Consider the following 21,163-nt stretch of genomic DNA (forward strand, 5'->3'; position numbering starts at 1 on the left):
AAAAATAAAAGCCAGGCGGTTGCCTGGCTTTTTGTCACTCGTTGGGCTCAACATTTTCGACCCTGGCCTTGAGCTTCTGACCAGGGCGGAAGGTGACCACCCGCCGGGCGCTGATAGGAATATCTTCGCCGGTTTTCGGGTTACGTCCAGGACGCTGGTTCTTCTCACGAAGATCAAAGTTACCGAAGCCTGAAATCTTGACTTGTTCACCACGCTCAAGCGCTTGTCTGATCTCTTCAAAGAAGGCTTCCACCATATCTTTGGCTTCACGCTTGCTCATCCCGAGCTGGGTGAACAGGTGCTCTGCAATGTCGGCTTTGGTAAGCGCCATAGATCAATCCCTCAAGGATGCATTCAACTCTTCACCAAGGGCCCGCACGACATTGTCTACGGTCTCGGCAATCTCTTTCTCCTCCAGAGTGCGCTGGGTGTCTTGCAGAACAAGACTGATGGCCAGGCTCTTCTTGTCCTCTGCCATGCCAGCACCCTGGTATACGTCAAACAAGTTTATTCCAACTACCTGATTTCCGCCAACTTTTTTAATTACTGCGAGGACATCACCGGCCAGGACCTGACGATCAACCACCACGGCGATGTCACGACGGTTGGCAGGGAACTTGGAAACCTCGGCAGCAACCGGCACCTTGGCCGGGGTCAGCTTGTCCAGCTCCAGCTCGAACATCACGGCGCGGCTCTTCAGACCCAGCTTCTTCTCGAGGCTCGGGTGGATCACGCCGATGTGGCCGATGACCACGCCATTGCGCAGGATGGCGGCGCTCTGGCCCGGGTGCAGGGCGCTGTGCTCGGCACGCTCGAAGCTGAAGGTGGCTCCTTCGGCAGTCAGATCCAGCACCGCTTCCAGATCCCCTTTCAAATCAAAGAAGTCGGCAGCGCGGCTCTTGATGTCCCAGTGCTCGTCGCTCTGGTTGCCGGTGATGATGCCGGCCAGTATGGGCTCCTGACGGATGCCGTTCTCGGCGTTTTCGTCTTTGATGAAGCGCAGGCCCTGTTCGAACAGGCGCACCCGTGGCTGCTGACGGTTCTGGTTGTAAACCACGGCCTGCACCAGACCCGGGAACAGAGAGACGCGCATGGCGGACATCTCGACCGAAATCGGGTTCGGCAGCACGATGGCATCGCTCTGCGGGAACAGGGTCTGCTGAGCCTTGGGATCGACGAAGCTGTAGGTGATCGCTTCCTGGAAGCCGCGATCAACCAGCAGGTCGCGCACGCGCTTCAAGGTCACCTGCCCTTCTGCCTGCTCCACCATCGCCAGAGAGGCGGCGGGTTTGAGGTTCGGGATATTGTTGTAGCCGTAGATGCGGGCCACTTCCTCGATGAGGTCTTCCTCGATGGCGATGTCGAAACGCCAGGAGGGGGCCAGCGCGGTCCAGCCGTCGGCGTCCACAGTGACCTGCATGCCAAGGCGAGTCAGGATCTCGACCACCTGCGCATCTGCCACACTGATGCCGATCACCTTGTCGAGCTTGGTGCGACGCAAGCGGATGGGGGCCGCTTTGGGCAGATGATCATCGGATTTGACCTCGATGACCGGACCGGCTTCACCGCCACAAATGTCCAGCAGCAGACGAGTGGCACGATCCATCACCTTGGCCTGCAGCTGCGGATCCACCCCGCGCTCGAAGCGGTGGGAAGAGTCGGTGTGCAGACCGTAGGCACGGGCACGGCCGGTGATGGAGAGCGGCGCGAAGAAAGCACACTCCAGCAGGATGTCGGTAGTGGTCTCGGAGACACCGGTGCGATCACCGCCGAAGATACCGGCCATGCAGGCAGGACCTTTAGCATCGGCAATCACCAGAGTCGTCTCTTTGAGCTTCACTTCGTTGCCATCGAGCAGGGTCATCGGCTCATCGGCGTGGGCGCGGCGCACCACCAGTTCCCCTTCAAGCGTTGCCAGATCGAAGGCGTGCATCGGCTGACCGTATTCCAGCAGCAGGTAGTTGGTGATGTCGACGATGGCGTCGATGGAACGGATGCCGCCACGGCGCAGCTTCTCCTGCATCCAGAGCGGGCTCTGGGCGTGCAGATTCAGCCCCTTGATGACGCGGCCCAGATAACGAGGGCAATCAGCCGGCGCTTCAACCCGGATCGGGAAGCTAGCATCGATAGTGGCAATAGCCGGCGCCCAGGTCGGCTCGACCACGTCCACGCTGTTGAGCACGCCGATTTCACGAGCCAGACCCGCAATGCCGAGGCAGTCGGCACGGTTCGGGGTCAGATCCACGTCGATGCTGACGTCGTTGAGCGCGAGGTATTCGCGGATATCGGTACCGATGGGCGCATCCAGCGGCAGCTCGATGATGCCATCGGCTTCGACGTCGATACCCAGCTCACTGAAGGAGCAGAGCATGCCGTGAGACGGCTGGCCGCGCAGCTTGGCTTTCTTGATGGTGAAATCACCCGGCAGGGTCGCCCCTACTTTAGCCACGCACACTTTCAGACCGGCGCGGCAGTTCGGCGCGCCGCAGACGATGTCCAGCAACTCGGCCTCGCCCACGTTGACCTTGGTCACCCGCAGCTTGTCGGCGTCTGGGTGCTGGGCGCACTCGACCACTTCACCCACCACCACGTTGTTGAACTGGCCGGCCACCGCTTCCACGGCGTCCACTTCCAGACCGGCCATGGTGATCTGCTCGGCCAGTGCGTTGTCACTCAACTCGGTGCGGACCCACTCCATCACCCAGGATTTACTGAATTTCATGTTCTCTCGCCCTTACTTGAACTGCTTGAGGAAGCGCAGGTCGTTTTCGAAGAAGGCACGCAGGTCGTTGACCCCGTAACGCAGCATGGTCAGGCGCTCAACGCCCATGCCGAAGGCAAAGCCGGAGTATTTTTCCGGATCGATGCCGACCGAACGCAGCACGTTCGGATGCACCATGCCGCAGCCCAGCACTTCCAGCCACTTGCCGTTCTTGCCCATCACGTCCACTTCGGCGCTCGGCTCGGTGAACGGGAAGTAGGAAGGACGGAAGCGAATGGTCAAGTCTTCCTCGAAGTAGTTGCGCAGGAAATCGTGCAGGATCCCTTTCAGCTCGGTGAAGCTGGCATGCTCGTCGACCAGCAGGCCTTCGACCTGGTGGAACATCGGGGTGTGGGTCATGTCGTAGTCGTTACGATAGACGCGGCCCGGCGCGATGATGCGGATCGGCGGCTGCTGATGTTCCATGGTGCGGATCTGCACACCGGAGGTGTGGGTACGCAGCATCAGATCAGGATTGAAGTAGAAGGTATCGTGATCGGTACGCGCCGGGTGGTGAGCCGGGATGTTCAGCGCATCGAAGTTGTGGAAGCCATCTTCAATCTCGGGACCACGGGCAACCTTGAAGCCCATCTCGCCAAACAGGCGCTCGATGCGCTCAATGGTGCGGGTCACCGGGTGCAGACCACCATTCTCGATGCGGCGGCCCGGCAGGCTGACGTCGATGGTCTCGGCGGCCAGCTTCTGGTTCAGCACGGCGACTTCGAGGGCTTCACGACGCTCGTTCAGGGCATCCTGAACCTGCTGTTTGGCCTGGTTGATCACGGCGCCCGCGGCGGGACGCTCTTCAGCGGACAGGGCGCCCAGGCCCTTCATCTGCTCGGTAAAAAAGCCTTTTTTACCCAGATATTTGACCCGGATTTCGTCAAGGGCGGCGATGTCGCTTACGCCCTCAATTTCGGCCCTGGCTTGGCCGACTACTTCTTCAAGCTGTTGCATGTCTTCCTCGTCACCACTCCCGATACAGGAGCCTTTAGGCTAAATAAGGTCAAGAGGGGAATAATACAAAAAAAGCCCCTTCACTGACCATAGTTAAGGTGCCCTTTTCTCCCTAGAAATCATTTTGTTATCAAGTAGGGCTTCGAGCCGGACCGGCTTCTTCTTCGTGATTGGCTACACAATTTTAGTTTGATGGCATATGGAACCATATGTATGGCTATCATGATGGTAGAGTCATCACTGCCTGCAAACGACAAATGACAGACAACAAAAAAGGAGGCCTAGGCCTCCTTTTAGCATTTATAACAGAACCGGATTAGACCAGAGCTGCTTTGGCCTTTTCAACCAGGGCGGTGAAAGCCAGCTTGTCGTGAACGGCGATATCGGACAGGATCTTGCGATCGATCTCGATGGAAGCCTTCTTCAGACCGTTGATCAGACGGCTGTAGGACAGACCGTTCTGACGGGCTGCTGCGTTGATACGAGCAATCCACAGTTGACGGAACTGACGCTTTTTCTGGCGACGGTCACGGTAGGCATACTGACCAGCTTTGGTTACCGCTTGTACCGCTACGCGGTAGACACGGGAACGGGCGCCGTAGTAACCCTTGGCGGCTTTCATTACTTTCTTGTGACGAGCGCGAGCGGTCACACCACGTTTAACTCTTGGCATTTTTCACATCCCCCCTTATGCGTACGGCAGACAAGCGACAACACGTTTGTGGTCGGCAGCGGAAACAAAGAATTTCGGTCCCAGCTGACGCTTACGCTTACTGCTCTTCTTGGTCAGGATGTGACGCAGGTGGTTGTGCTTGCACTTGAAGCGACCTGAGCCAGTCTTCTTGAAGCGCTTTGCGGCGCCCCGGTTGGTTTTCATCTTCGGCATTTCATACTCCGCATTGTGAGTGACAACAAAATCGCAAGGCGAACCAACTCATGGGGCCAGCCCCATGAGTCAATTTCTTGTGGGCCTTAAGATTTCTTCTTAGGTGCGAGGACCATCACAGCTTGACGGCCTTCGACTTTCGGGAACGATTCGACTACGGCCAGCTCTTCCAGATCGTTCTTGACTCGCTCCAGAACCTTGATACCAAGTTCCTGGTGGGCCATTTCACGACCACGGAAGCGCAGGGTGACCTTTGCCTTGTCCCCGTCTTCCAGAAAGCGAACCAGGTTGCGTAGTTTTACCTGATAGTCGCCTTCGTCGGTGCCAGGACGGAATTTGATTTCCTTGACCTGGACGACTTTCTGCTTTTTCTTCTGTTCTTTGGTGGTCTTGCTCTTTTCGTAGAGGAATTTGCCGTAATCCATGATCCGGCAAACGGGCGGCTCAGCGTTCGGACTGATCTCGACCAGATCCACTCCGGCCTCAAGGGCCAAGTTCAGGGCATCCTGGATGGAGGTGATGCCAATGGCTTCACCATCCAGACCAGTCAGACGAACTTCTTTCAGACGGATCTCTTCGTTGATCCGGTGAGCGCGGGCTTGCGGTTGCTTGCCCAGTTTTTTTCCGCCTTTTATAGCTTATTCCTCCACTTTCTTTTGTCCGCGGGTCTGAACTTCCTGGGTCAACAGAGCAATCAGCTCTTCAACAGGATAAGTGCCCAGGTCAGCCCCTTTACGAGTACGCACTGCAATCTTGCCGGCTTCTACTTCTTTATCGCCGCAGACCAGCATGAAGGGTACTCGCTTCAAAGTATGCTCGCGGATTTTAAAGCCAATCTTCTCATTTCTCAAGTCCGCTTTTGCGCGAAGGCCCGCATCATTCAATGCTTTGGCTACTTTCACTGCATAATCGGCCTGATTGTCGGTGATATTCATGACCACGGCTTGGGTCGGTGCCAGCCAGGTCGGGAACAGTCCGGCGTACTCTTCGGTCAGGATCCCGATGAAACGCTCCAGCGAGCCCAGAATGGCGCGGTGGATCATCACGGGAACATGACGTTCGTTGTCTTCACCCACGTAGGTGGCGCCCAGACGGCCCGGCAGGGCAAAATCGAGCTGCACGGTACCACATTGCCACGCACGATCAAGGCAATCGTGCAGGGTAAATTCGATCTTGGGACCGTAAAACGCCCCCTCACCCGGCTGCAGATCGTACTTCAGACCGTTCAGCACCAGGGCTTCAGCCAGTGCGGCCTCGGCGCGATCCCAGGCTTCATCGGAGCCGATACGCTGTTCCGGACGAGTGGAGAGCTTGACCACGATGTTCTCGAAGCCGAAGGTGCCATAGACGTCGTAGACCATGCGGATACAGGCCGACACCTCTTCCATGATCTGCTCTTCGGTACAGAAGATGTGCGCATCATCCTGGGTAAAACCACGTACTCGCATCAAACCGTGCAGGGAGCCTGACGGCTCGTTGCGGTGGCAGGAGCCGAACTCGGCCATGCGCAGCGGCAGATCGCGGTAGGATTTCAGACCCTGGTTGAAGATCTGCACGTGACCCGGGCAGTTCATCGGCTTGATAGCGTACTCGCGGTTCTCGGACTGGGTGGTGAACATGGCCTGGGCGTATTTCTCCCAGTGACCTGAACGCTCCCACAGCACGCGATCCATCATGAAGGGGCCTTTCACCTCCTGATAGTCGTACTCTTTGAGCTTGCCGCGGATGAAGGTTTCCAGCTCACGGAAGATGGTCCAGCCATCGTTGTGCCAGAACACCATGCCGGGCGCTTCTTCCTGCATGTGGTACAGGTCGAGCTGCTTGCCGATCTTGCGGTGGTCGCGCTTGGCGGCCTCTTCCAGACGTTGCAGGTAAGACTTGAGCTGCTTCTTGTCGGCCCAGGCGGTGCCGTAGATGCGCTGCAGCATCTTGTTGTTGGAGTCGCCGCGCCAGTAGGCGCCGGACATCTTCTGCAACTTGAAGTGGTGGCAGTGACGCATGTTGGGCACGTGCGGGCCGCGACACATGTCGATGTACTCTTCGTGATGATACAAACCAGGCTGGTCATCACGGGCAATGTTCTGATCCAGGATCTCGACCTTGTAGGTCTCGCCACGGGCTTCGAACACGTCGCGTGCTTCCTGCCAGGAGACCTTCTTCTTGATGACGTCGTAATCCTTGGCGGCCAGCGCCAGCATGCGCTCTTCCAGCGCCGCCAGATCTTCGTCGGTCAGGGTACGATCGAGATCGATGTCGTAGTAGAAACCGTTGTCGATGACGGGACCGATGGCCATCTTGGTCTGGGGCCAGAGTTGCTTGATGGCATGACCCAGCAGGTGAGCACAGGAGTGGCGCAGGATGTCCAGACCTTCTTCGTCTTTGGCGGTGATGATGGCCAGGGAGGCATCGGCTTCGATCAGCTCGCAGGCATCCACCAGTTCACCGTTTACCCGACCGGCAATGCACGCCTTGGCGAGACCGGGACCGATGTCCGCGGCCACATCCATGACGGAAACGGCGTGGGCAAATTGACGTTGGCTGCCATCAGGCAGAGTAATGATTGGCATTGTGTGTTTCCTTATACAGTGGTGCCCCCTACCAAAGGGCACATGCGGGATGGAAAGATTCATTCAAAAACCTGATTACCCATGACCCTCAGCCAGCTTCAAGAGCCGATATGGCATCGGAGGGCTTGCCACGACTGCATGCCCCAATTCAACCAACATGCTCTTGAGGTCAAAACGATGATTAAACCGGAAGCAGTATTCCGCAAGATGCCTTGGTAAATGCTTCGCTCCGAGCGTATGGCAACTGCCCCGCAGCGAGTTCTTCACATTCCCTATCATCGTGTTTACCCAGTTGAATGCCGGATGATCCAGCAAATCAAGGTTGCCCCCGGTGACAACACCCAGGTGCTCACAATTGGCCTCCTTGACCGCTTTGAAACAGGCCAATCCATCGGATATCACCGCGCTACCACTAGCAAGATGCCGTTTTGCCCAATCAGCAATGACGTTGGTTTTGAAACCATCGACCACCGTCATCCGCATCTTGATTGGATGCCCTTCCTTGTTCAGGGCTACTGCTGCCACAAACGGCGTCTTGCCTGCCGCGCCGCGACCTCGTTTGCCACCACGGCGCTCTCCACCCCAGTAGACATCATCGAGCTGAATGATGCCGCTGATGGGCTGCTTGTCATCGGACTCTTTCATGGCTTGCAGCAGCTTGTGCTTGAGCATCCAGGCGGTGTCATATTTGACGTCCAACTGGCGCTTTAGCTCCATCGCTGACAAGCCAGTTTTGGTCTGTGACAGCAGCTGCATCGCCAGAAACCACTTGGTCAGTGGGAGTTTGGTGTTTGCAAAAATCGTGTTTCCAGTCAATGACATCTGGTGACGGCAGTTATTGCATTGCAGCACGCGTGGCCGACTTTTCAGGCGACAGCAGGTCTTGTTGGCGCACTCAGGACAGATGAAACCGTTCGGAAAACGCCAAGCAAGCAGCGCGTTTTCGCACTGCGCTTCAGTGCCATAGTCCTTGAAAAAATCAAACAGGCTGTAGCCTTTCTGGAATTGGACTTTGCTTTTGGCCATGATCTCGCACCTCGATAACTGTACGTAAGATCAGTATAGTTCGTGGTAACTGACTGCTAATCATGGGTAATCAGGTTCAAAAATGGGTGATGTTCTGGCTCTCCACAGCACTTTGCGAAGGCGCCCCGCGACGCAAACAACCCGTTCAACGTCGCAAGACAAACCAAAAACCGGACCATGCTACCAGAAGTAGGCGGGGCTGTATCGGGTTTGCTGAGATTTTCTACAGTCAGATGAAGTGCTTGGCAGCTATTCCCCCAGCAGGGGCTGCCAGTTGAAATCGAACGTGGAGCTCCCCTCCTGCGCCAGTTCCAGCTCCTGCAGCACCTTGAGCGCGAGCTGGTTGCCCTGTTTGGCGGCCTGATAGAGCCACTCCTTGGCACGGGGCAGATCGACCCGTCCGCTGACCCCCATCAGATGCAGCACGCCCACCTTCAACATGGCGGGCACATCACCGTTCTTGGCTGCCAGCTCCATCCAGTGAAACGCCTCGCGCAGATCTCGCTTCACCCCGGCCCCCCGCAGGTAGACCTCCCCCAGCCGGTATTGGCCGAAGGCATCCCCCGCCTGCGCCGCCTGACGATAGAGCGTGATGGCCCGACTGATATCCTGCTCGCTCCCCTGCCCCACTTCATGGCTCCAGCCCATCAGCGCCTGGGCTCGTGGCTGGCCCTGCTCGGCCAGCGGCGACCAGATCCGGGTCGCCTCATCGAAGTGACCGGTGCGCCAGGCGCGATTGGCCGAGGCCAGCTCCTGCTCGGTGGAGAGCGGGATCAGGCGCCAGATAACCAGCGCAATGACAGCGATGAAGAGCCAGCGGGAGGTGATGGGTGCCATGATGATTTCCGTGATCCAGTTCGCATTTCGTCTATGTAAACGAAATGTAGCGCCGCGATCAAGCAAGAGATCCCTTTGACATGCTTTTTATGGACGGCTGGGTCGGCAGGGCTTGCATTCGGCAATAGGGGCCAGCATGATAACTGTATATATAAACAGTGTTGGTAGGGTGCGATGGCAGGTCGAGGCAGTTCCCACAATGTTGATCACCGTTTCAGCAGCCAGCGAGTCGATGCGGTCGACGACGGCTGGTCCCAACCCGAGTGGGAAGCGGCATTTGCCGCCAGCGATCCCCGCACCGAGGTGACGGAGATCAGCGCCCGCAGCATCATCAGTTACAACAGCTCTCCCGACGTCCCTTTCAGCCGCTCCATCAACCCCTATCAGGGCTGCGAACACGGTTGCATCTATTGCTACGCCAGACCGAGCCACGCCTATCTCGAACTCTCCCCCGGCCTCGACTTCGAGACCCGCTTGTTCGCCAAGCTCAATGCCGCCGAGCTGCTGCGCCGGGAGTTTGCCAGACCCGCCTATCAGCCGCAGACCATAGTGCTGGGAGCCAATACCGACCCCTATCAACCCATCGAGCATCACTATCGCCTCACCCGCCAGCTGCTCGAGGTGATGCTGGCCCACCGCCATCCGGTCGGGATCATCACCAAGAGCGCCATGATATTGCGCGACCTCGATCTGCTGACGGAGCTGGCCCGGGAGGGGCTCTGCCAGGTGATGGTGTCGGTCACCACCTTGAATGAAACCCTGCGGCGACAGCTGGAGCCAAGAGCCAGCACCGGGGCCGGCCGGCTCAAGGTGGTGGAGAAACTGGCCGGCGCCGGCGTGCCGGTCGGCGTGCTGGCGGCGCCCATGATCCCGCGGCTCAACGAGCCCGAGCTCGAGCAGATCATCAAAGGCGCAGCCGAGGCCGGAGCCCATTGCGCCGACTATATCCTGCTGCGACTGCCCCACGAGCTGGCGCCGCTGTTCAGTGACTGGCTTGATGAGCACTATCCCGGCCAGAAGGAGGCGATCCTCAACCAGCTGCGGGCCAGCCGGGACGGCGCCCTCAACAGTCCCGCCTTCGGCAGCCGGATGCGGGGAGAAGGCCAGTTTGCCGATCTGCTGGCCCAGCGCTTTCGGTTGATCGCCAAGCGGCTCGGGCTCGGCAAGCGCCACTTTCAGCTGCGCCAGGATGCCTTCATCCGCCCTGGCGAGCAGTTGCGACTGTTCTAGGCGCCCGTCAAGCCCGCCACGGGCAAAGCCTCAGCCCCTTGGTCGCGACGCACTGGCCTTGCTGCGGTGGGCAATCAACTCGGCGGGCAAACGGGCTGGCTCGTGTGCCACCTCAGGTTCATGTTCGCCTGTGCGCGCATCCATCTCTGCCTCGCCCCATACCCGGCTCCACCAGATCTCCCACATTACCCAGCTGGTCATGACATGCTCCTGGCAGGCGTTACCTGCGTCTATGGTGGTTTCTCTCCAACGGGAGCAGCATGGCTGGCCGCCATGACAGAGCAATGACATTCACATGAAGGAGCCGTGTCGAGGCCATGCTCCCATCAGGGCAGCCTGGCAAGCGGGTAGTGCCCGTTCTTTCTGCCATGACAGGCAAGACTGGACAGGGAAAAGGAAGAGAAGGAAGAGAAGGAAGGAGGATAACGGGGGACGCCAGCAACAAGCGAACCAATGAAAAGAGCGGCCATGAGGCCGCTCTTTGGTATCGGGTAAAGGAGAGCGATTATTCGTCGCCCGCTTCACCAGCATCGACAGCACCGGTGTCCGCTGCGGTATCGGTGCCTTCAGACACCTCCCCTTCAACGGCCAGCACTTCGTTTTCGTCTTCGTCGCTTTCGGCAACCCGCTGCAGACCGACCACGGTCTCGTCTTCACCGGTACGGATCAGACGCACACCGCCGGTGTTGCGGCCGATGACGCTCACCTCGGACACCCGGGTACGTACCAGGGTACCGCCGTTGGTGATCAGCATGATCTGGTCGGTATCTTCGACCTGGATCGCATCGATCACCTTGCCGTTGCGCTCATCCACCTTGATGGAGATGACGCCCTGGGTACCACGGCTCTTGGTCGGGTACTCGTCCAGCGCGGTACGCTTGCCGTAACCGTTCTCGGTGGCGGTGAGGATGGCCCCGTCGCCACGCGGCACGATGAGGGACACCACCTTGTCACCGGCGCCCAGCTTGATGCCGCGCACACCGGCAGCGGTACGACCCATGGGACGTACGCCCTTGAAGGTGCCCTTGCTTTCGGTGCCTTCGCCGTTGTCGCTGCCATCATCGTCGTTGCCGGCGTCGTCGTCGGTGTCGACTTCGTCAGTGGCATCGGCATCAGCGCGACCGCTGCCTTCCGCGAAGCGAACCACCTTGCCCGCATCGGAGAACAGCATGATCTCGTTGCTGCCATCGGTGATATCCACCCCGATCAGCTCATCACCCTCTTTGAGGTTGATGGCGCGGATGCCGGAGGAGAGCGGACGGCTGAAATCGGACAGGCTGGTCTTCTTCACGGTACCGTTGGCGGTGGCGAAGAACACATACTTGTCGGCGTCATATTCTTTAACCGGCAGGATGGCGGTGATGCGCTCACCCTCATCCAGCGGCAGCAGGTTGATGATCGGACGACCGCGGGCGCCACGGGACGCCTCCGGCAGTTGATACACCTTGAGCCAGTAGACCTTGCCACGGGTGGAGAAGCACAGAATGGTGTCGTGGGTGTTGGCCACCAGCAGACGTTCCACAAAGTCCTCTTCCTTGATCCGGGTAGCCGACTTGCCACGACCACCGCGGCGCTGGGCCTCGTAGTCGGAGAGCGGCTGATACTTCACGTAACCCTGGTGAGACAAGGTCACGACCACGTCTTCCGGGGTGATCAGATCTTCGATGTTGATCTCGGCACTGGACATGCTGATCTCGGTACGACGCTCGTCGCCGTACTGCTCGCGCACGGCCAGCAGTTCGTCACGGATCACTTCCATCAGTCGCACCGGGCTCGCCAGGATGAACAGCAGCTCGGCGATGATATCCAGCAGAGATTGGTACTCTTCCAGGATCTTCTCGTGCTCGAGGCCGGTCAGCTTGTGCAGACGCAGGTCAAGGATGGCCTGGGCCTGCTGCTCGGTCAGGTAGTAGTGACCTTCGCGGATGCCGAACTCGGGTTCCAGCCACTCGGGGCGGGCCGCGTCGTCACCGGCTTTCTCCAGCATGGAGGCCACGTTGCCGAGCTCCCAGCCACGGGCAACCAGGCCCGCTTTCGCGTCGGCCGGGGTCGCGCTGTGGCGAATGAGTTCGATGACCGGGTCGATGTTGGCCAGCGCCACCGCCAGACCTTCCAGGATGTGCGCCCGATCCCGCGCCTTGCGCAGTTCGAACACGGTCCGGCGGGTCACCACTTCACGGCGGTGCAGCAGGAACGCATCCAGGATCTCTTTGAGGTTCATCACCTTGGGCTGGTTGTTATCGAGCGCCACCATGTTGATGCCGAACGTGGTCTGCATCTGGGTGTGCTTGTAGAGATTGTTCAGCACAATCTCGCCGGACTCGCCGCGCTTGATCTCGATAACGATGCGCATGCCGTCTTTATCAGACTCATCGCGCAGGGCACTGATGCCCTCGATCTTCTTCTCTTTGACCAGCTCGGCGATCTTCTCGATCAGACGAGCCTTGTTCACCTGATAGGGGATCTCGTGAACGATGATGGTCTCGCGACTGGTCTTCTCGTCCACCTCCACTTCGGCCTTGGCCCGCACATAGACGGAACCACGACCGGTACGGTACGCCTGCACGATGCCGGAACGACCGTTGATGATGCCACCGGTGGGGAAATCCGGGCCGGTGATGTAGGTCATCAGCTCGTCGATGGTGAGGTCGCCGTTCTCGATCAACGCCAGACAGCCGTTGACTATCTCGGTGAGGTTGTGAGGCGGAATGTTGGTCGCCATGCCCACCGCAATACCGGAGGAGCCGTTGACCAGCAGGTTGGGAACCTTGGTGGGCATGACAGCCGGTATCATCTCGGTGCCGTCATAGTTCGGCACCCAGTCCACGGTCTCTTTGTCCAGATCGGCCAGCAGCTCGTGGGAGATGCGGGCCATCCGCACTTCGGTGTAACGCATGGCGGCGGCGCTGTCGCCGTCGACCGAACCGAAGTTGCCCTGACCATCGACCAGCATGTAACGCATGGAGAAATCCTGCGCCATGCGAACGATGGTGTCATACACGGCAATGTCGCCGTGCGGGTGATATTTACCGATTACGTCACCGACCACACGGGCCGATTTTTTATAGGGCTTGTTCCAGTCGTTCCCCAGCTCGTTCATTGCATACAGAACGCGGCGGTGAACCGGTTTCAAGCCATCACGCACATCCGGCAGAGCTCGTCCTACGATCACGCTCATGGCGTAATCAAGATAGGAACTCTTGAGCTCTTCTTCGATGTTGACCGGCGTGATCTCTCTGGCCAGATCGCTCATAGAAAGCCTTAATCCCTAATTAGTTGTTCTTTGGCTTAAACAGCGCGACATGGTAACACACTGAGCCAAATACCTTAAGCCACAAATCCGGTAACAAGTCGGGCTGGTGTGACAAAGTCCGTCCGTTATAATGCCCGCCAGGACAACAGATTGCGCGCGCCCCACCCAGCCTGCGCGCCCTTGCCACAGGATCATCAAAAAATGCACAGTGATGCCAATGTCGATCTGACAGAAATTGCCAAATTCGAAGCCATCGCCTCCCGCTGGTGGGACATGGAGGGAGAGTTCAAGCCGCTGCACCAGATAAACCCGGTGCGCCTTGACTGGATCACCGACAAGAGCGGCGGCCTGTTTGGCAAGCGCATCCTCGACATCGGCTGCGGCGGCGGCATTCTCGCCGAGAGCATGGCCCGCCGGGGTGCCAAGGTCATCGGCATCGACATGGGCAAGGAGCCCCTCGGGGTCGCCCGCCTCCATGCCCTCGAAGCAGGCGTGGAGCTCGAGTATCGCCAGATCACCGCCGAGGCTCACGCCGATGAGGCCCCCGGCCAGTATGACGTGGTCACCTGCATGGAGATGCTGGAGCACGTGCCGGATCCCGCCTCCGTGCTGCGTGCCATCGCCACCCTGGTGCGCCCGGGCGGCAAGGTGTTCGTCTCCACCATCAACCGCAACCCGAAAGCCTATCTGATGATGATCCTCGGCGCCGAGTACCTGATGAAGATGGTGCCCAAGGGTACCCACGACCACAAGAAGTTCATCACCCCCGCCGAACTGTGTCGCATGGGTGAGGCAGCTGGCCTGCTGGTACGGGACATGAGCGGGGTGCACTACGCGCCGCTCTCCAACAGCTTCAAGCTCGGTCGCAACGTCGACGTCAACTACATGGTGGCGTTCGAGCGCCCGGAGCAAGGCTGATGACGACTCACTCTGCTGCGCCCCTTGGCTGCGTGCTGTTCGATCTGGACGGCACCCTGCTCGACACCGCGCCCGATCTGGGGGCCGCCGTCAACCACGTGCTGATAAGCGAAGGCTTTGCCCCCCTCTCTGACGACATCATCCGTCAGACCACCTCCCACGGGGCGCTCGGGCTGCTCAGAGCCGGCCTTGGTGACGAGCTGCTGGAAGAGCTGGGCGCCACCCGCCTTCGCACCGCCCTGCTCGACTACTACGCCGCCAACCTCTGCGTTGGCACCCGCCCCTATGAGGGGATGGTGGATCTCATCGAGTGGCTCGACGAGAAGCAGCTGCCCTGGGGCATCGTCACCAACAAGCCGGGCTTTCTCACCGAGCCGCTGCTGGCGGCCCTGCCCGAGTTCGCCAGTTGCAGCGTCACCGTCAGCGCCGACACCCTGCCGGTGCGCAAGCCCGACCCCGCCCCCATGTACTTTGCCTGCGACCAGCTTGGCGTCGAGGCGAGCCACTGCCTTTATGTGGGGGATCACGTGCGCGACATCGAGGCGGGCCGCAACGCCGGCATGCGCACTGCCGTTGCCGGCTGGGGTTATCTCAATGACGATGAGGATCCGGCCCAGTGGGGCGCCGATCTGCACTTTGACACCGTGCAAGCCCTGCACCACTGGCTGCGCTACGAGCTGGGCTGAGATTGCCAGCCCGTGCCGGGACCCTCTGGTACAGGAAGCAGACAACAGAGATGGATAGCAAAGGCAGCTTTGCCGCCAAAGGGTGGCCAGATGAGCACTGTTGACTGATCGCGGCAGTGCCTTGGCAGTACCGACGGGGGATCCCTGGCGATCCCCCGTTTTGGCGGTTTGACAAGCAGGGAAGCGGCGAGATCGGACACCTTTTGACCCTTGCTGCACAAGGGATAATCAGGCTGAATTTGCTAGTAAAAACACCCCCTTTTCGCAAGCAAAAAAAGTTATTTAAATTTTCCATGTTCGATCATCAGACTTGCATTTACCGGATCGGACGGATGAAAACCCACTCGCTGTGAGCGTCTACTAACACAGAGCGGAACACCCACAATTTATCCACAGCTAATCCCTTATCCACAGATTGCAAAGCCGGGCCGACCTCACTATCTTGTAGCTCGAAATCAAAATAACACTATATCTTGTGATTCATCGCACAATAGGTCCCCACCTCCCACGCCCCTCAAAGGCCTGGAGGCAAGCACCGTGCGATGGTTTTTCGGGAATCAACTAAAGGTCATCAGCCAATGAACTTGTTTGTGACGAAGCGTAACGGCCACAAAGAACCCATCGATCTGGATAAAATTCACCGCGTGCTCGACTGGGCTGCCGAGGGTCTCGACAACGTGTCGGTCTCCCAGGTGGAACTCAAGTCCCACATCCAGTTCTATGACGGCATCCGTACCGCCGATATCCACGAAACCGTCATCAAGGCCGCTGCTGACCTGATCTCCGAGCAAAGCCCGGACTACCAGTACATGGCCGCCCGCCTGGCCATCTTCCACCTGCGCAAGAAGGCGTACGGCCAGTTCGAGCCGCCCCATCTCTATCAGCACGTTGCCAAACTGGTGGACATGGGCAAGTACGACAAGCACCTGCTGGAAGACTACAGCCAGGCCGAATTCGAGGAGCTGAACCAGCACCTGGATCACTGGCGCGACATGGACTTCTCCTATGCGGCGGTCAAGCAGCTGGAAGGCAAGTACCTGGTCCAGAACCGCGTCACCGGCGAAATTTACGAGAGCCCGCAGTTCCTCTACATCTTGGTAGCGGCCTGCCTCTTCTCCAAGTATCCGCAAGATACCCGTCTGGACTACATCAAGCGCTTCTATGATGCGGTTTCGACCTTCAAGATCTCGCTGCCGACCCCGATCATGAGCGGCGTGCGCACCCCGACCCGTCAGTTCAGCTCCTGCGTGCTGATCGAGTGCGACGACAGCCTGGATTCCATCAATGCCACCGCCAGCGCCATCGTGCGTTATGTCTCCCAGCGCGCCGGCATCGGCATCAACGCCGGCCGCATCCGTGGTCTGGGCAGCCCGATCCGTGGCGGCGAAGCGTTCCACACCGGTTGCATCCCCTTCTACAAGTACTTCCAGACTGCCGTGAAGTGCTGCTCCCAGGGCGGCGTGCGCGGCGGTGCGGCCACCCTGTTCTACCCGCTGTGGCACACCGAAGTGGAGAGCCTGCTGGTACTGAAGAATAATCGCGGCGTGGAAGAGAACCGGGTCCGTCACATGGACTACGGCGTGCAGATCAACAAGCTGATGTATCAGCGCCTCATCAAGGGCGGCGACATCACCTTGTTCTCCCCGTCTGATGCACCGGGTCTGTACGATGCCTTCTTCGCGGATCAGGACAAGTTCGAAGCGCTCTACGTCAAGTACGAGCAGGATCCGAGCATTCGCAAGAAGACCCTCAAGGCGGTCGATCTCTTCTCCCTGATGATGCAGGAGCGCGCCGGTACCGGTCGCATCTACATCCAGAACGTAGACCACTGCAACACCCACAGCCCGTTCGATCCGAGCGTGGCGCCGGTACGCCAGTCCAACCTCTGCCTCGAGATTGCACTGCCCACCAAGCCGCTCAACAACGTGGATGACGAAGAGGGCGAGATCGCGCTCTGCACCCTGTCCGCCTTCAACCTGGGTGCCATCGAGAAGCTGGAAGATCTGGAAGAGATGGCGGATCTCGCCGTGCGCGCTCTGGATGCCCTGCTCGACTATCAGGACTACCCGCTCAAGGCCGCGATGAAGGGCAGCATGAACCGCCGTACCCTGGGGATCGGCGTCATCAACTACGCCTACTACCTGGCGAAGAACGGTGCCCGCTACTCCGACGGTTCCGGTCTGGCGCTGACCCACCGCACCTTCGAGGCGATCCAGTACTACCTGTTGAAGGCTTCCGTGCAGCTGGCCCGCGAGTTCGGCCCCTGCCCGGCCTTCAACGAGACCACCTATGCCCAGGGTATCCTGCCCATCGATACCTATAAAAAGGATCTGGACAACCTGTGCAACGAGCCGCTGCACCTGGACTGGGAAGCGCTGCGCGAGGAGATCCGCACCGTGGGTCTGCGCAACTCCACCCTGACCGCCCTGATGCCGAGCGAGACCTCCAGCCAGATCTCCAACGCCACCAACGGCATCGAGCCGCCGCGCGGCCTGGTCTCTGTCAAGGCCTCCAAGGACGGCATCCTCAAGCAGGTGGTGCCCGAGTATGACCGCCTGAAGGATCAATACGAACTGCTCTGGAAGCAACCGAGCGTCGATGGTTACCTGCAGCTGGTCGGTATCATGCAGAAGTTCGTGGATCAGGCGATCTCCGCCAACACCAACTATGACCCCGCCCGTTTCGAAGGCAACAAGGTACCGATGAAGCAGCTGCTGAAGGACTTGCTGACCGCCTACAAATACGGCCTCAAGACCCTGTACTATCACAACACCCGTGATGGTGCGGACGATGCCCAGACCGATCTGCAAGATGACGGTTGTGCCGGCGGCGCCTGCAAGATCTGATGAACCGGGCGGGAGCGACAAGCTCCCGCCCTCCTGTTTCCCCTTATTCAAGACATTCAAATCACCATGGCCTATTCAACGTTCTGCCAGACCCAAAACGACCAGCTCAAGGAGCCGATGTTTTTCGGCCAATCGGTCAACGTGGCCCGTTATGACCAGCAAAAACACGAAGTGTTCGAACGGCTGATCGAAAAGCAGCTCTCCTTCTTCTGGCGCCCGGAAGAGGTGGACGTCTCCCACGACCGCATCGACTTCCAGGCCCTGCCGCCCCACGAGCAGCACATTTTCATCTCCAACCTGAAGTACCAGACCCTGCTGGACTCCATCCAGGGTCGCAGCCCCAACGTGGCACTGCTGCCGCTGGTCTCCATTCCGGAGCTGGAAACCTGGATCGAGACCTGGGCCTTCTCGGAGACCATCCACTCTCGCTCCTACACCCATATCATCCGCAACATCGTCAACACCCCCGCCCAGGTGTTCGACGACATCGTCACCAACGAGCAGATCTTGAAGCGCGCCGGCTCCATCAGCCACTTCTACGACGATCTGATTGAAGCGACCGCGCTCTACCACCTGCACGGTGAAGGTACCCACCGGGTGGCCGGTCGTGACGTGACCATCACCTTGCGCGAGCTGAAAAAGAAACTCTATCTGTGCCTGATGAGCGTCAATGCGCTGGAAGCGATCCGCTTCTACGTCAGCTTCGCCTGCTCCTTCGCCTTCGCCGAGCGCGAGCTGATGGAGGGCAACGCCAAGATCATCAAGATGATCGCCCGCGACGAAGCGCTGCACCTGACCGGGACCCAGCACATGCTGAACCTGATGCGCAGCGGCCAGGACGACCCCGAGATGGCCGAGATTGCCGCCGAGTGCGAGCAGGCCTGCTTCGAGCTGTTCAAGGAAGCGGCCATTCAGGAGAAGGAGTGGGCCGAGTACCTGTTCCAGGACGGCTCCATGATCGGTCTGAACAAGGACATCCTCTGCCAGTACGTGGAGTACATCACCAACCTGCGCATGAATGCGGTGGGTCTGCAGCCAGCCTTTGCCGGGGCCAAGCAGAACCCGATCCCCTGGATCAACACCTGGCTGTCGTCCGACAACGTGCAGGTCGCCCCGCAGGAAGTGGAAGTGAGCTCATATCTGGTAGGTCAGATCGACAGCGAAGTGAATGCCGAAGACCTGGGTGATTTCGAGCTGTGAGTGACGCCACCAGCACGCTGACCCCTGCCCCGCACGCGGCCCCCGCTCCAAGCGACGCAGGCTCGCCACGGGTGCATACCCAGGATGGCGTGCTGCACGCCCATCCCGGCGAGAGCGTGCTGGAAACCCTGGAGCGCCACGGTCATCACGTGGAGTTCCAGTGCCGCAGCGGCTATTGCGGCGCCTGCCGCACCCCGCTGCTGGCAGGCAAGGTGCACTATGCCGCCGTGCCGCTCGCCTTTGTCTCGCAGGGAGAGTGCCTGCCCTGCTGCTGCAAACCGATGGGCGCCATCCGGCTGGACATCAAGAAGCGCTGAGACCCCCTCAGGTTCGCGTCAGCAAACAAAAAGCCGCCGGATTGCTCCGGCGGCTTTTTTCTATGCCTTGTAGGCGGGCGGCTGATGCACAACCGCCCCCACAGCGCCTTACAGCCAGGGCGCGGCGGTCGGCCCATGGTGCAGACCCAGCTTCCAGACCCGGCCGAAGTGCTTGTAATGCCCCGCCGCGACACCGGCCTTCTCGCCCATGCCGTGGTAGAGGTCGAGGTGGCCCTTCTTCACCGCACCGCCCACATCCAGCGCGATCAACAGCCGCAGCTGATGCTTGCCGGTCCAGTTGCCCTCTTTGTCCAGCAGCGGTACTTCCGCCAGGATCGGCGTGCCCATCGGCAGCAGGGTCTTGTCGGCGGCCACCGCCGCCATCGGCAGCAGCGGAATGCCAGCGGCCCCGATCACGTCGTTGGTGGGGCGACGCTCGAAGAAGACATAGGAGGGGTTCTGCTCCACCAGCTCCTTGACGCTCTCCTCCGGCTGGCGGTTGGCCCACTCCTTGATGGCCTTCATGGACATCTGCTCCTTGGGCACTTCGCCACGATCGATCAGCACCCGGCCGATGCTGACGTAACCATGACCGTTCTTGCCGCTGTAACCCAGATATTGCAGCCGATCGTCGTCACCATAGTGAACGAAGCCCGAGCCCTGCACGTCCATCAGGAAGTTGTCGATGAGGGATTTACTGTAGCCCAGCTCCAGCCCACGGTTGGCCAGGGCCCCCTGATGGATCTGGGCCCGGCTCGGGCAGCGCCCGCCGCATTTGGGCATGGCATAGATGGGGTACTTGTACTTGGCATCCGGGCGGTGACGCACCTCCAGCACCGGCGAGTAGTAACCGGTGAACAGCACGTTGCCCATCCGATCCGAGCCACCCAGCTGGGCCAGGCTGATGCCGTAACGGGTGATCTGAGCGGGATCGCCGCCATTGGCCACCCAGCGGGAGAGTTGATGGTAAAGCTCGCCGTAGCGACGAGTCATCTTGCCGGAGCGCTCCAGCACCAGCCGGCTCTGGGGGCCGAACTTGCTGTAGTCGGCACGCTGTCGGCTGTTGACCCGCTCCACTCGCACCAGATCATCAGGCAGGGGACCGTCCAGATACTGCTTGCCCAGATTTTCCGGCACCTCGCAGTTGAGAAAACATCTGGCATCGGGTTTGTTTTTGGGCACCTGGGCTTGCTCAGAGTTGCCCGCACAACCGGCCAACCCCAGCACTGCGGCGGTCAGCCAGTAAGCGTGTTTATTCATATGTCCTCATATAACACCAAGGGTTATGTTCGGCGGGGAAGATGCCAAATTTGCAGGGGGAAAGCAAACGCCTTCAGGCCTGGGACAGCGGATTTCTCCAAAGGGGATCTTCTGGGTTATAACAAGGTAACAGGGTGTGAGAGGCCATGGATGGAACAGCTCGAAATCTTCCCGCTGCAGAGCCCCTGCATCGGGGTCTGCGAAGTGAACAACAAGGGCTACTGCAAGGGGTGCCTGCGCAGCCGCGAGGAGCGTTTCAACTGGCTGACCATGAGCCATGCCCAGCAACAAGAGGTGATGCGCCTGTGCCGTGGTCGCAAGGCGCGGGTGGAAGCCGCTCGCCGCAAGGCGCAGGAGGGGGCCCAACCCGAGTCGCCAGAGCAACCTGGCTGGGATTTTTAAATCCAGCCCTTCTTTTA

19 protein-coding genes are annotated in these 21,163 nt (G+C 59.4%); 7 read left to right on the forward strand and 12 right to left on the reverse strand.

Annotated elements, in window-relative coordinates; all coding sequences use genetic code 11:
* Positions 1-34: 34 nt before the first annotated feature.
* The 9 genes from ihfA to ACPW75_RS09040 form a co-directional block, all read right to left on the reverse strand.
* Positions 35-331, reverse strand: coding sequence for an integration host factor subunit alpha (ihfA, locus tag ACPW75_RS09000; protein ID WP_005300715.1), 297 nt, complete (start codon positions 329-331; stop codon positions 35-37).
* Between the two features lie 3 nt (positions 332-334).
* A complete protein-coding gene (pheT, locus tag ACPW75_RS09005) occupies positions 335-2,722 on the reverse strand; it encodes a phenylalanine--tRNA ligase subunit beta (RefSeq protein WP_077096257.1) in 2,388 nt (795 codons plus the stop codon).
* A 12-nt stretch (positions 2,723-2,734) separates the two neighbouring features.
* Entirely contained in the window at positions 2,735-3,718 is a 984-nt protein-coding gene (pheS, locus tag ACPW75_RS09010; RefSeq protein ID WP_016350663.1) for a phenylalanine--tRNA ligase subunit alpha, read from the reverse strand.
* Between the two features lie 316 nt (positions 3,719-4,034).
* Positions 4,035-4,391, reverse strand: coding sequence for a 50S ribosomal protein L20 (rplT, locus tag ACPW75_RS09015; RefSeq protein ID WP_005300683.1), 357 nt, complete (start codon positions 4,389-4,391; stop codon positions 4,035-4,037).
* A 15-nt stretch (positions 4,392-4,406) separates the two neighbouring features.
* Positions 4,407-4,604 carry a 50S ribosomal protein L35 gene (rpmI, locus tag ACPW75_RS09020; protein WP_005300673.1) on the reverse strand — a complete coding sequence of 66 codons (198 nt, stop codon included), beginning with the start codon at positions 4,602-4,604 and terminating at the stop codon, positions 4,407-4,409.
* An 86-nt stretch (positions 4,605-4,690) separates the two neighbouring features.
* Positions 4,691-5,239, reverse strand: coding sequence for a translation initiation factor IF-3 (gene infC, locus ACPW75_RS09025; RefSeq protein ID WP_026080374.1), 549 nt, complete (start codon positions 5,237-5,239; stop codon positions 4,691-4,693).
* A gap of 3 nt (positions 5,240-5,242) precedes the next feature.
* Complete coding sequence (thrS, locus tag ACPW75_RS09030) at positions 5,243-7,171, reverse strand: threonine--tRNA ligase (protein ID WP_011706169.1); 1,929 nt, start codon at positions 7,169-7,171, stop codon at positions 5,243-5,245.
* 75 nt (positions 7,172-7,246) lie between these two features.
* On the reverse strand, positions 7,247-8,197 hold the full coding sequence (locus ACPW75_RS09035) for an IS1595-like element ISAeca5 family transposase (RefSeq protein ID WP_279962591.1): 951 nt from the start codon (positions 8,195-8,197) through the stop codon (positions 7,247-7,249).
* A 249-nt stretch (positions 8,198-8,446) separates the two neighbouring features.
* The gene (locus ACPW75_RS09040) at positions 8,447-9,034 is read right to left on the reverse strand and encodes a tetratricopeptide repeat protein (protein ID WP_026080375.1); all 588 of its coding nucleotides are present in this window, start codon (positions 9,032-9,034) and stop codon (positions 8,447-8,449) included.
* A gap of 174 nt (positions 9,035-9,208) precedes the next feature.
* Between ACPW75_RS09040 and ACPW75_RS09045 the strand changes: the two genes are divergently transcribed.
* Positions 9,209-10,264, forward strand: a complete 1,056-nt coding sequence (locus ACPW75_RS09045) for a PA0069 family radical SAM protein (protein ID WP_077096258.1) — start codon at positions 9,209-9,211, stop codon at positions 10,262-10,264.
* A gap of 30 nt (positions 10,265-10,294) precedes the next feature.
* Here the strand turns inward: ACPW75_RS09045 and ACPW75_RS09050 are convergent, their stop codons facing one another.
* Both ACPW75_RS09050 and gyrA read right to left on the reverse strand, forming a co-directional pair.
* Positions 10,295-10,465: a hypothetical protein gene (locus ACPW75_RS09050; RefSeq protein WP_179101411.1), complete on the reverse strand. Its 171-nt coding sequence runs from the start codon at positions 10,463-10,465 to the stop codon at positions 10,295-10,297.
* A 304-nt stretch (positions 10,466-10,769) separates the two neighbouring features.
* On the reverse strand, positions 10,770-13,517 hold the full coding sequence (gene gyrA, locus ACPW75_RS09055) for a DNA topoisomerase (ATP-hydrolyzing) subunit A (protein ID WP_077096259.1): 2,748 nt from the start codon (positions 13,515-13,517) through the stop codon (positions 10,770-10,772).
* A gap of 201 nt (positions 13,518-13,718) precedes the next feature.
* Between gyrA and ubiG the strand changes: the two genes are divergently transcribed.
* The 5 genes from ubiG (at position 13,719) to yfaE (ending at position 19,484) form a co-directional block, all read left to right on the forward strand.
* Positions 13,719-14,435, forward strand: coding sequence for a bifunctional 2-polyprenyl-6-hydroxyphenol methylase/3-demethylubiquinol 3-O-methyltransferase UbiG (gene ubiG / locus ACPW75_RS09060; protein ID WP_179101412.1), 717 nt, complete (start codon positions 13,719-13,721; stop codon positions 14,433-14,435).
* On the forward strand, positions 14,435-15,121 hold the full coding sequence (locus ACPW75_RS09065) for an HAD family hydrolase (protein ID WP_077096261.1): 687 nt from the start codon (positions 14,435-14,437) through the stop codon (positions 15,119-15,121). Before ubiG ends, ACPW75_RS09065 begins: the two co-directional genes overlap by 1 nt.
* 578 nt (positions 15,122-15,699) lie before the next feature.
* Positions 15,700-17,967, forward strand: coding sequence for a class 1a ribonucleoside-diphosphate reductase subunit alpha (gene nrdA, locus ACPW75_RS09070; protein ID WP_264098243.1), 2,268 nt, complete (start codon positions 15,700-15,702; stop codon positions 17,965-17,967).
* Positions 17,968-18,033: 66 nt separating this feature from the next.
* The gene (gene nrdB / locus ACPW75_RS09075; protein ID WP_044799954.1) at positions 18,034-19,167 is read left to right on the forward strand and encodes a class Ia ribonucleoside-diphosphate reductase subunit beta; all 1,134 of its coding nucleotides are present in this window, start codon (positions 18,034-18,036) and stop codon (positions 19,165-19,167) included.
* The gene (gene yfaE, locus ACPW75_RS09080; protein WP_179101414.1) at positions 19,164-19,484 is read left to right on the forward strand and encodes a class I ribonucleotide reductase maintenance protein YfaE; all 321 of its coding nucleotides are present in this window, start codon (positions 19,164-19,166) and stop codon (positions 19,482-19,484) included. Before nrdB ends, yfaE begins: the two co-directional genes overlap by 4 nt.
* A gap of 108 nt (positions 19,485-19,592) precedes the next feature.
* Here yfaE and mltA read toward each other — a convergent pair whose 3' ends face one another.
* On the reverse strand, positions 19,593-20,744 hold the full coding sequence (gene mltA, locus ACPW75_RS09085) for a murein transglycosylase A (protein ID WP_011706178.1): 1,152 nt from the start codon (positions 20,742-20,744) through the stop codon (positions 19,593-19,595).
* 150 nt (positions 20,745-20,894) lie between these two features.
* On the opposite strand from mltA, the gene ACPW75_RS09090 reads away from it, so the two are divergent.
* On the forward strand, positions 20,895-21,146 hold the full coding sequence (locus ACPW75_RS09090; RefSeq protein WP_077096264.1) for a DUF1289 domain-containing protein: 252 nt from the start codon (positions 20,895-20,897) through the stop codon (positions 21,144-21,146).
* The last annotated feature ends 17 nt before the right edge of the window (positions 21,147-21,163 follow it).

The sequence above is a fragment of the Aeromonas sp. FL131 genome, assembly GCF_049860615.1.
GTDB classification, from domain to species: Bacteria; Pseudomonadota; Gammaproteobacteria; order Enterobacterales; family Aeromonadaceae; genus Aeromonas; species Aeromonas hydrophila.

Coding starts and splice junctions, on each gene's coding strand:
- ihfA (WP_005300715.1), bottom strand. CDS start 331: ATGGCGCTTACCAAAGCCGACATTGCAGAGCACCTGTTCACCCAGCTC.
- pheT (WP_077096257.1), bottom strand. CDS start 2,722: ATGAAATTCAGTAAATCCTGGGTGATGGAGTGGGTCCGCACCGAGTTG.
- pheS (WP_016350663.1), bottom strand. CDS start 3,718: ATGCAACAGCTTGAAGAAGTAGTCGGCCAAGCCAGGGCCGAAATTGAG.
- rplT (WP_005300683.1), bottom strand. CDS start 4,391: ATGCCAAGAGTTAAACGTGGTGTGACCGCTCGCGCTCGTCACAAGAAA.
- rpmI (WP_005300673.1), bottom strand. CDS start 4,604: ATGCCGAAGATGAAAACCAACCGGGGCGCCGCAAAGCGCTTCAAGAAG.
- thrS (WP_011706169.1), bottom strand. CDS start 7,171: ATGCCAATCATTACTCTGCCTGATGGCAGCCAACGTCAATTTGCCCAC.
- ACPW75_RS09035 (WP_279962591.1), bottom strand. CDS start 8,197: ATGGCCAAAAGCAAAGTCCAATTCCAGAAAGGCTACAGCCTGTTTGAT.
- ACPW75_RS09040 (WP_026080375.1), bottom strand. CDS start 9,034: ATGGCACCCATCACCTCCCGCTGGCTCTTCATCGCTGTCATTGCGCTG.
- ACPW75_RS09045 (WP_077096258.1), top strand. CDS start 9,209: ATGGCAGGTCGAGGCAGTTCCCACAATGTTGATCACCGTTTCAGCAGC.
- ACPW75_RS09050 (WP_179101411.1), bottom strand. CDS start 10,465: ATGACCAGCTGGGTAATGTGGGAGATCTGGTGGAGCCGGGTATGGGGC.
- gyrA (WP_077096259.1), bottom strand. CDS start 13,517: ATGAGCGATCTGGCCAGAGAGATCACGCCGGTCAACATCGAAGAAGAG.
- ubiG (WP_179101412.1), top strand. CDS start 13,719: ATGCACAGTGATGCCAATGTCGATCTGACAGAAATTGCCAAATTCGAA.
- ACPW75_RS09065 (WP_077096261.1), top strand. CDS start 14,435: ATGACGACTCACTCTGCTGCGCCCCTTGGCTGCGTGCTGTTCGATCTG.
- nrdA (WP_264098243.1), top strand. CDS start 15,700: ATGAACTTGTTTGTGACGAAGCGTAACGGCCACAAAGAACCCATCGAT.
- nrdB (WP_044799954.1), top strand. CDS start 18,034: ATGGCCTATTCAACGTTCTGCCAGACCCAAAACGACCAGCTCAAGGAG.
- mltA (WP_011706178.1), bottom strand. CDS start 20,744: ATGAATAAACACGCTTACTGGCTGACCGCCGCAGTGCTGGGGTTGGCC.
- ACPW75_RS09090 (WP_077096264.1), top strand. CDS start 20,895: ATGGAACAGCTCGAAATCTTCCCGCTGCAGAGCCCCTGCATCGGGGTC.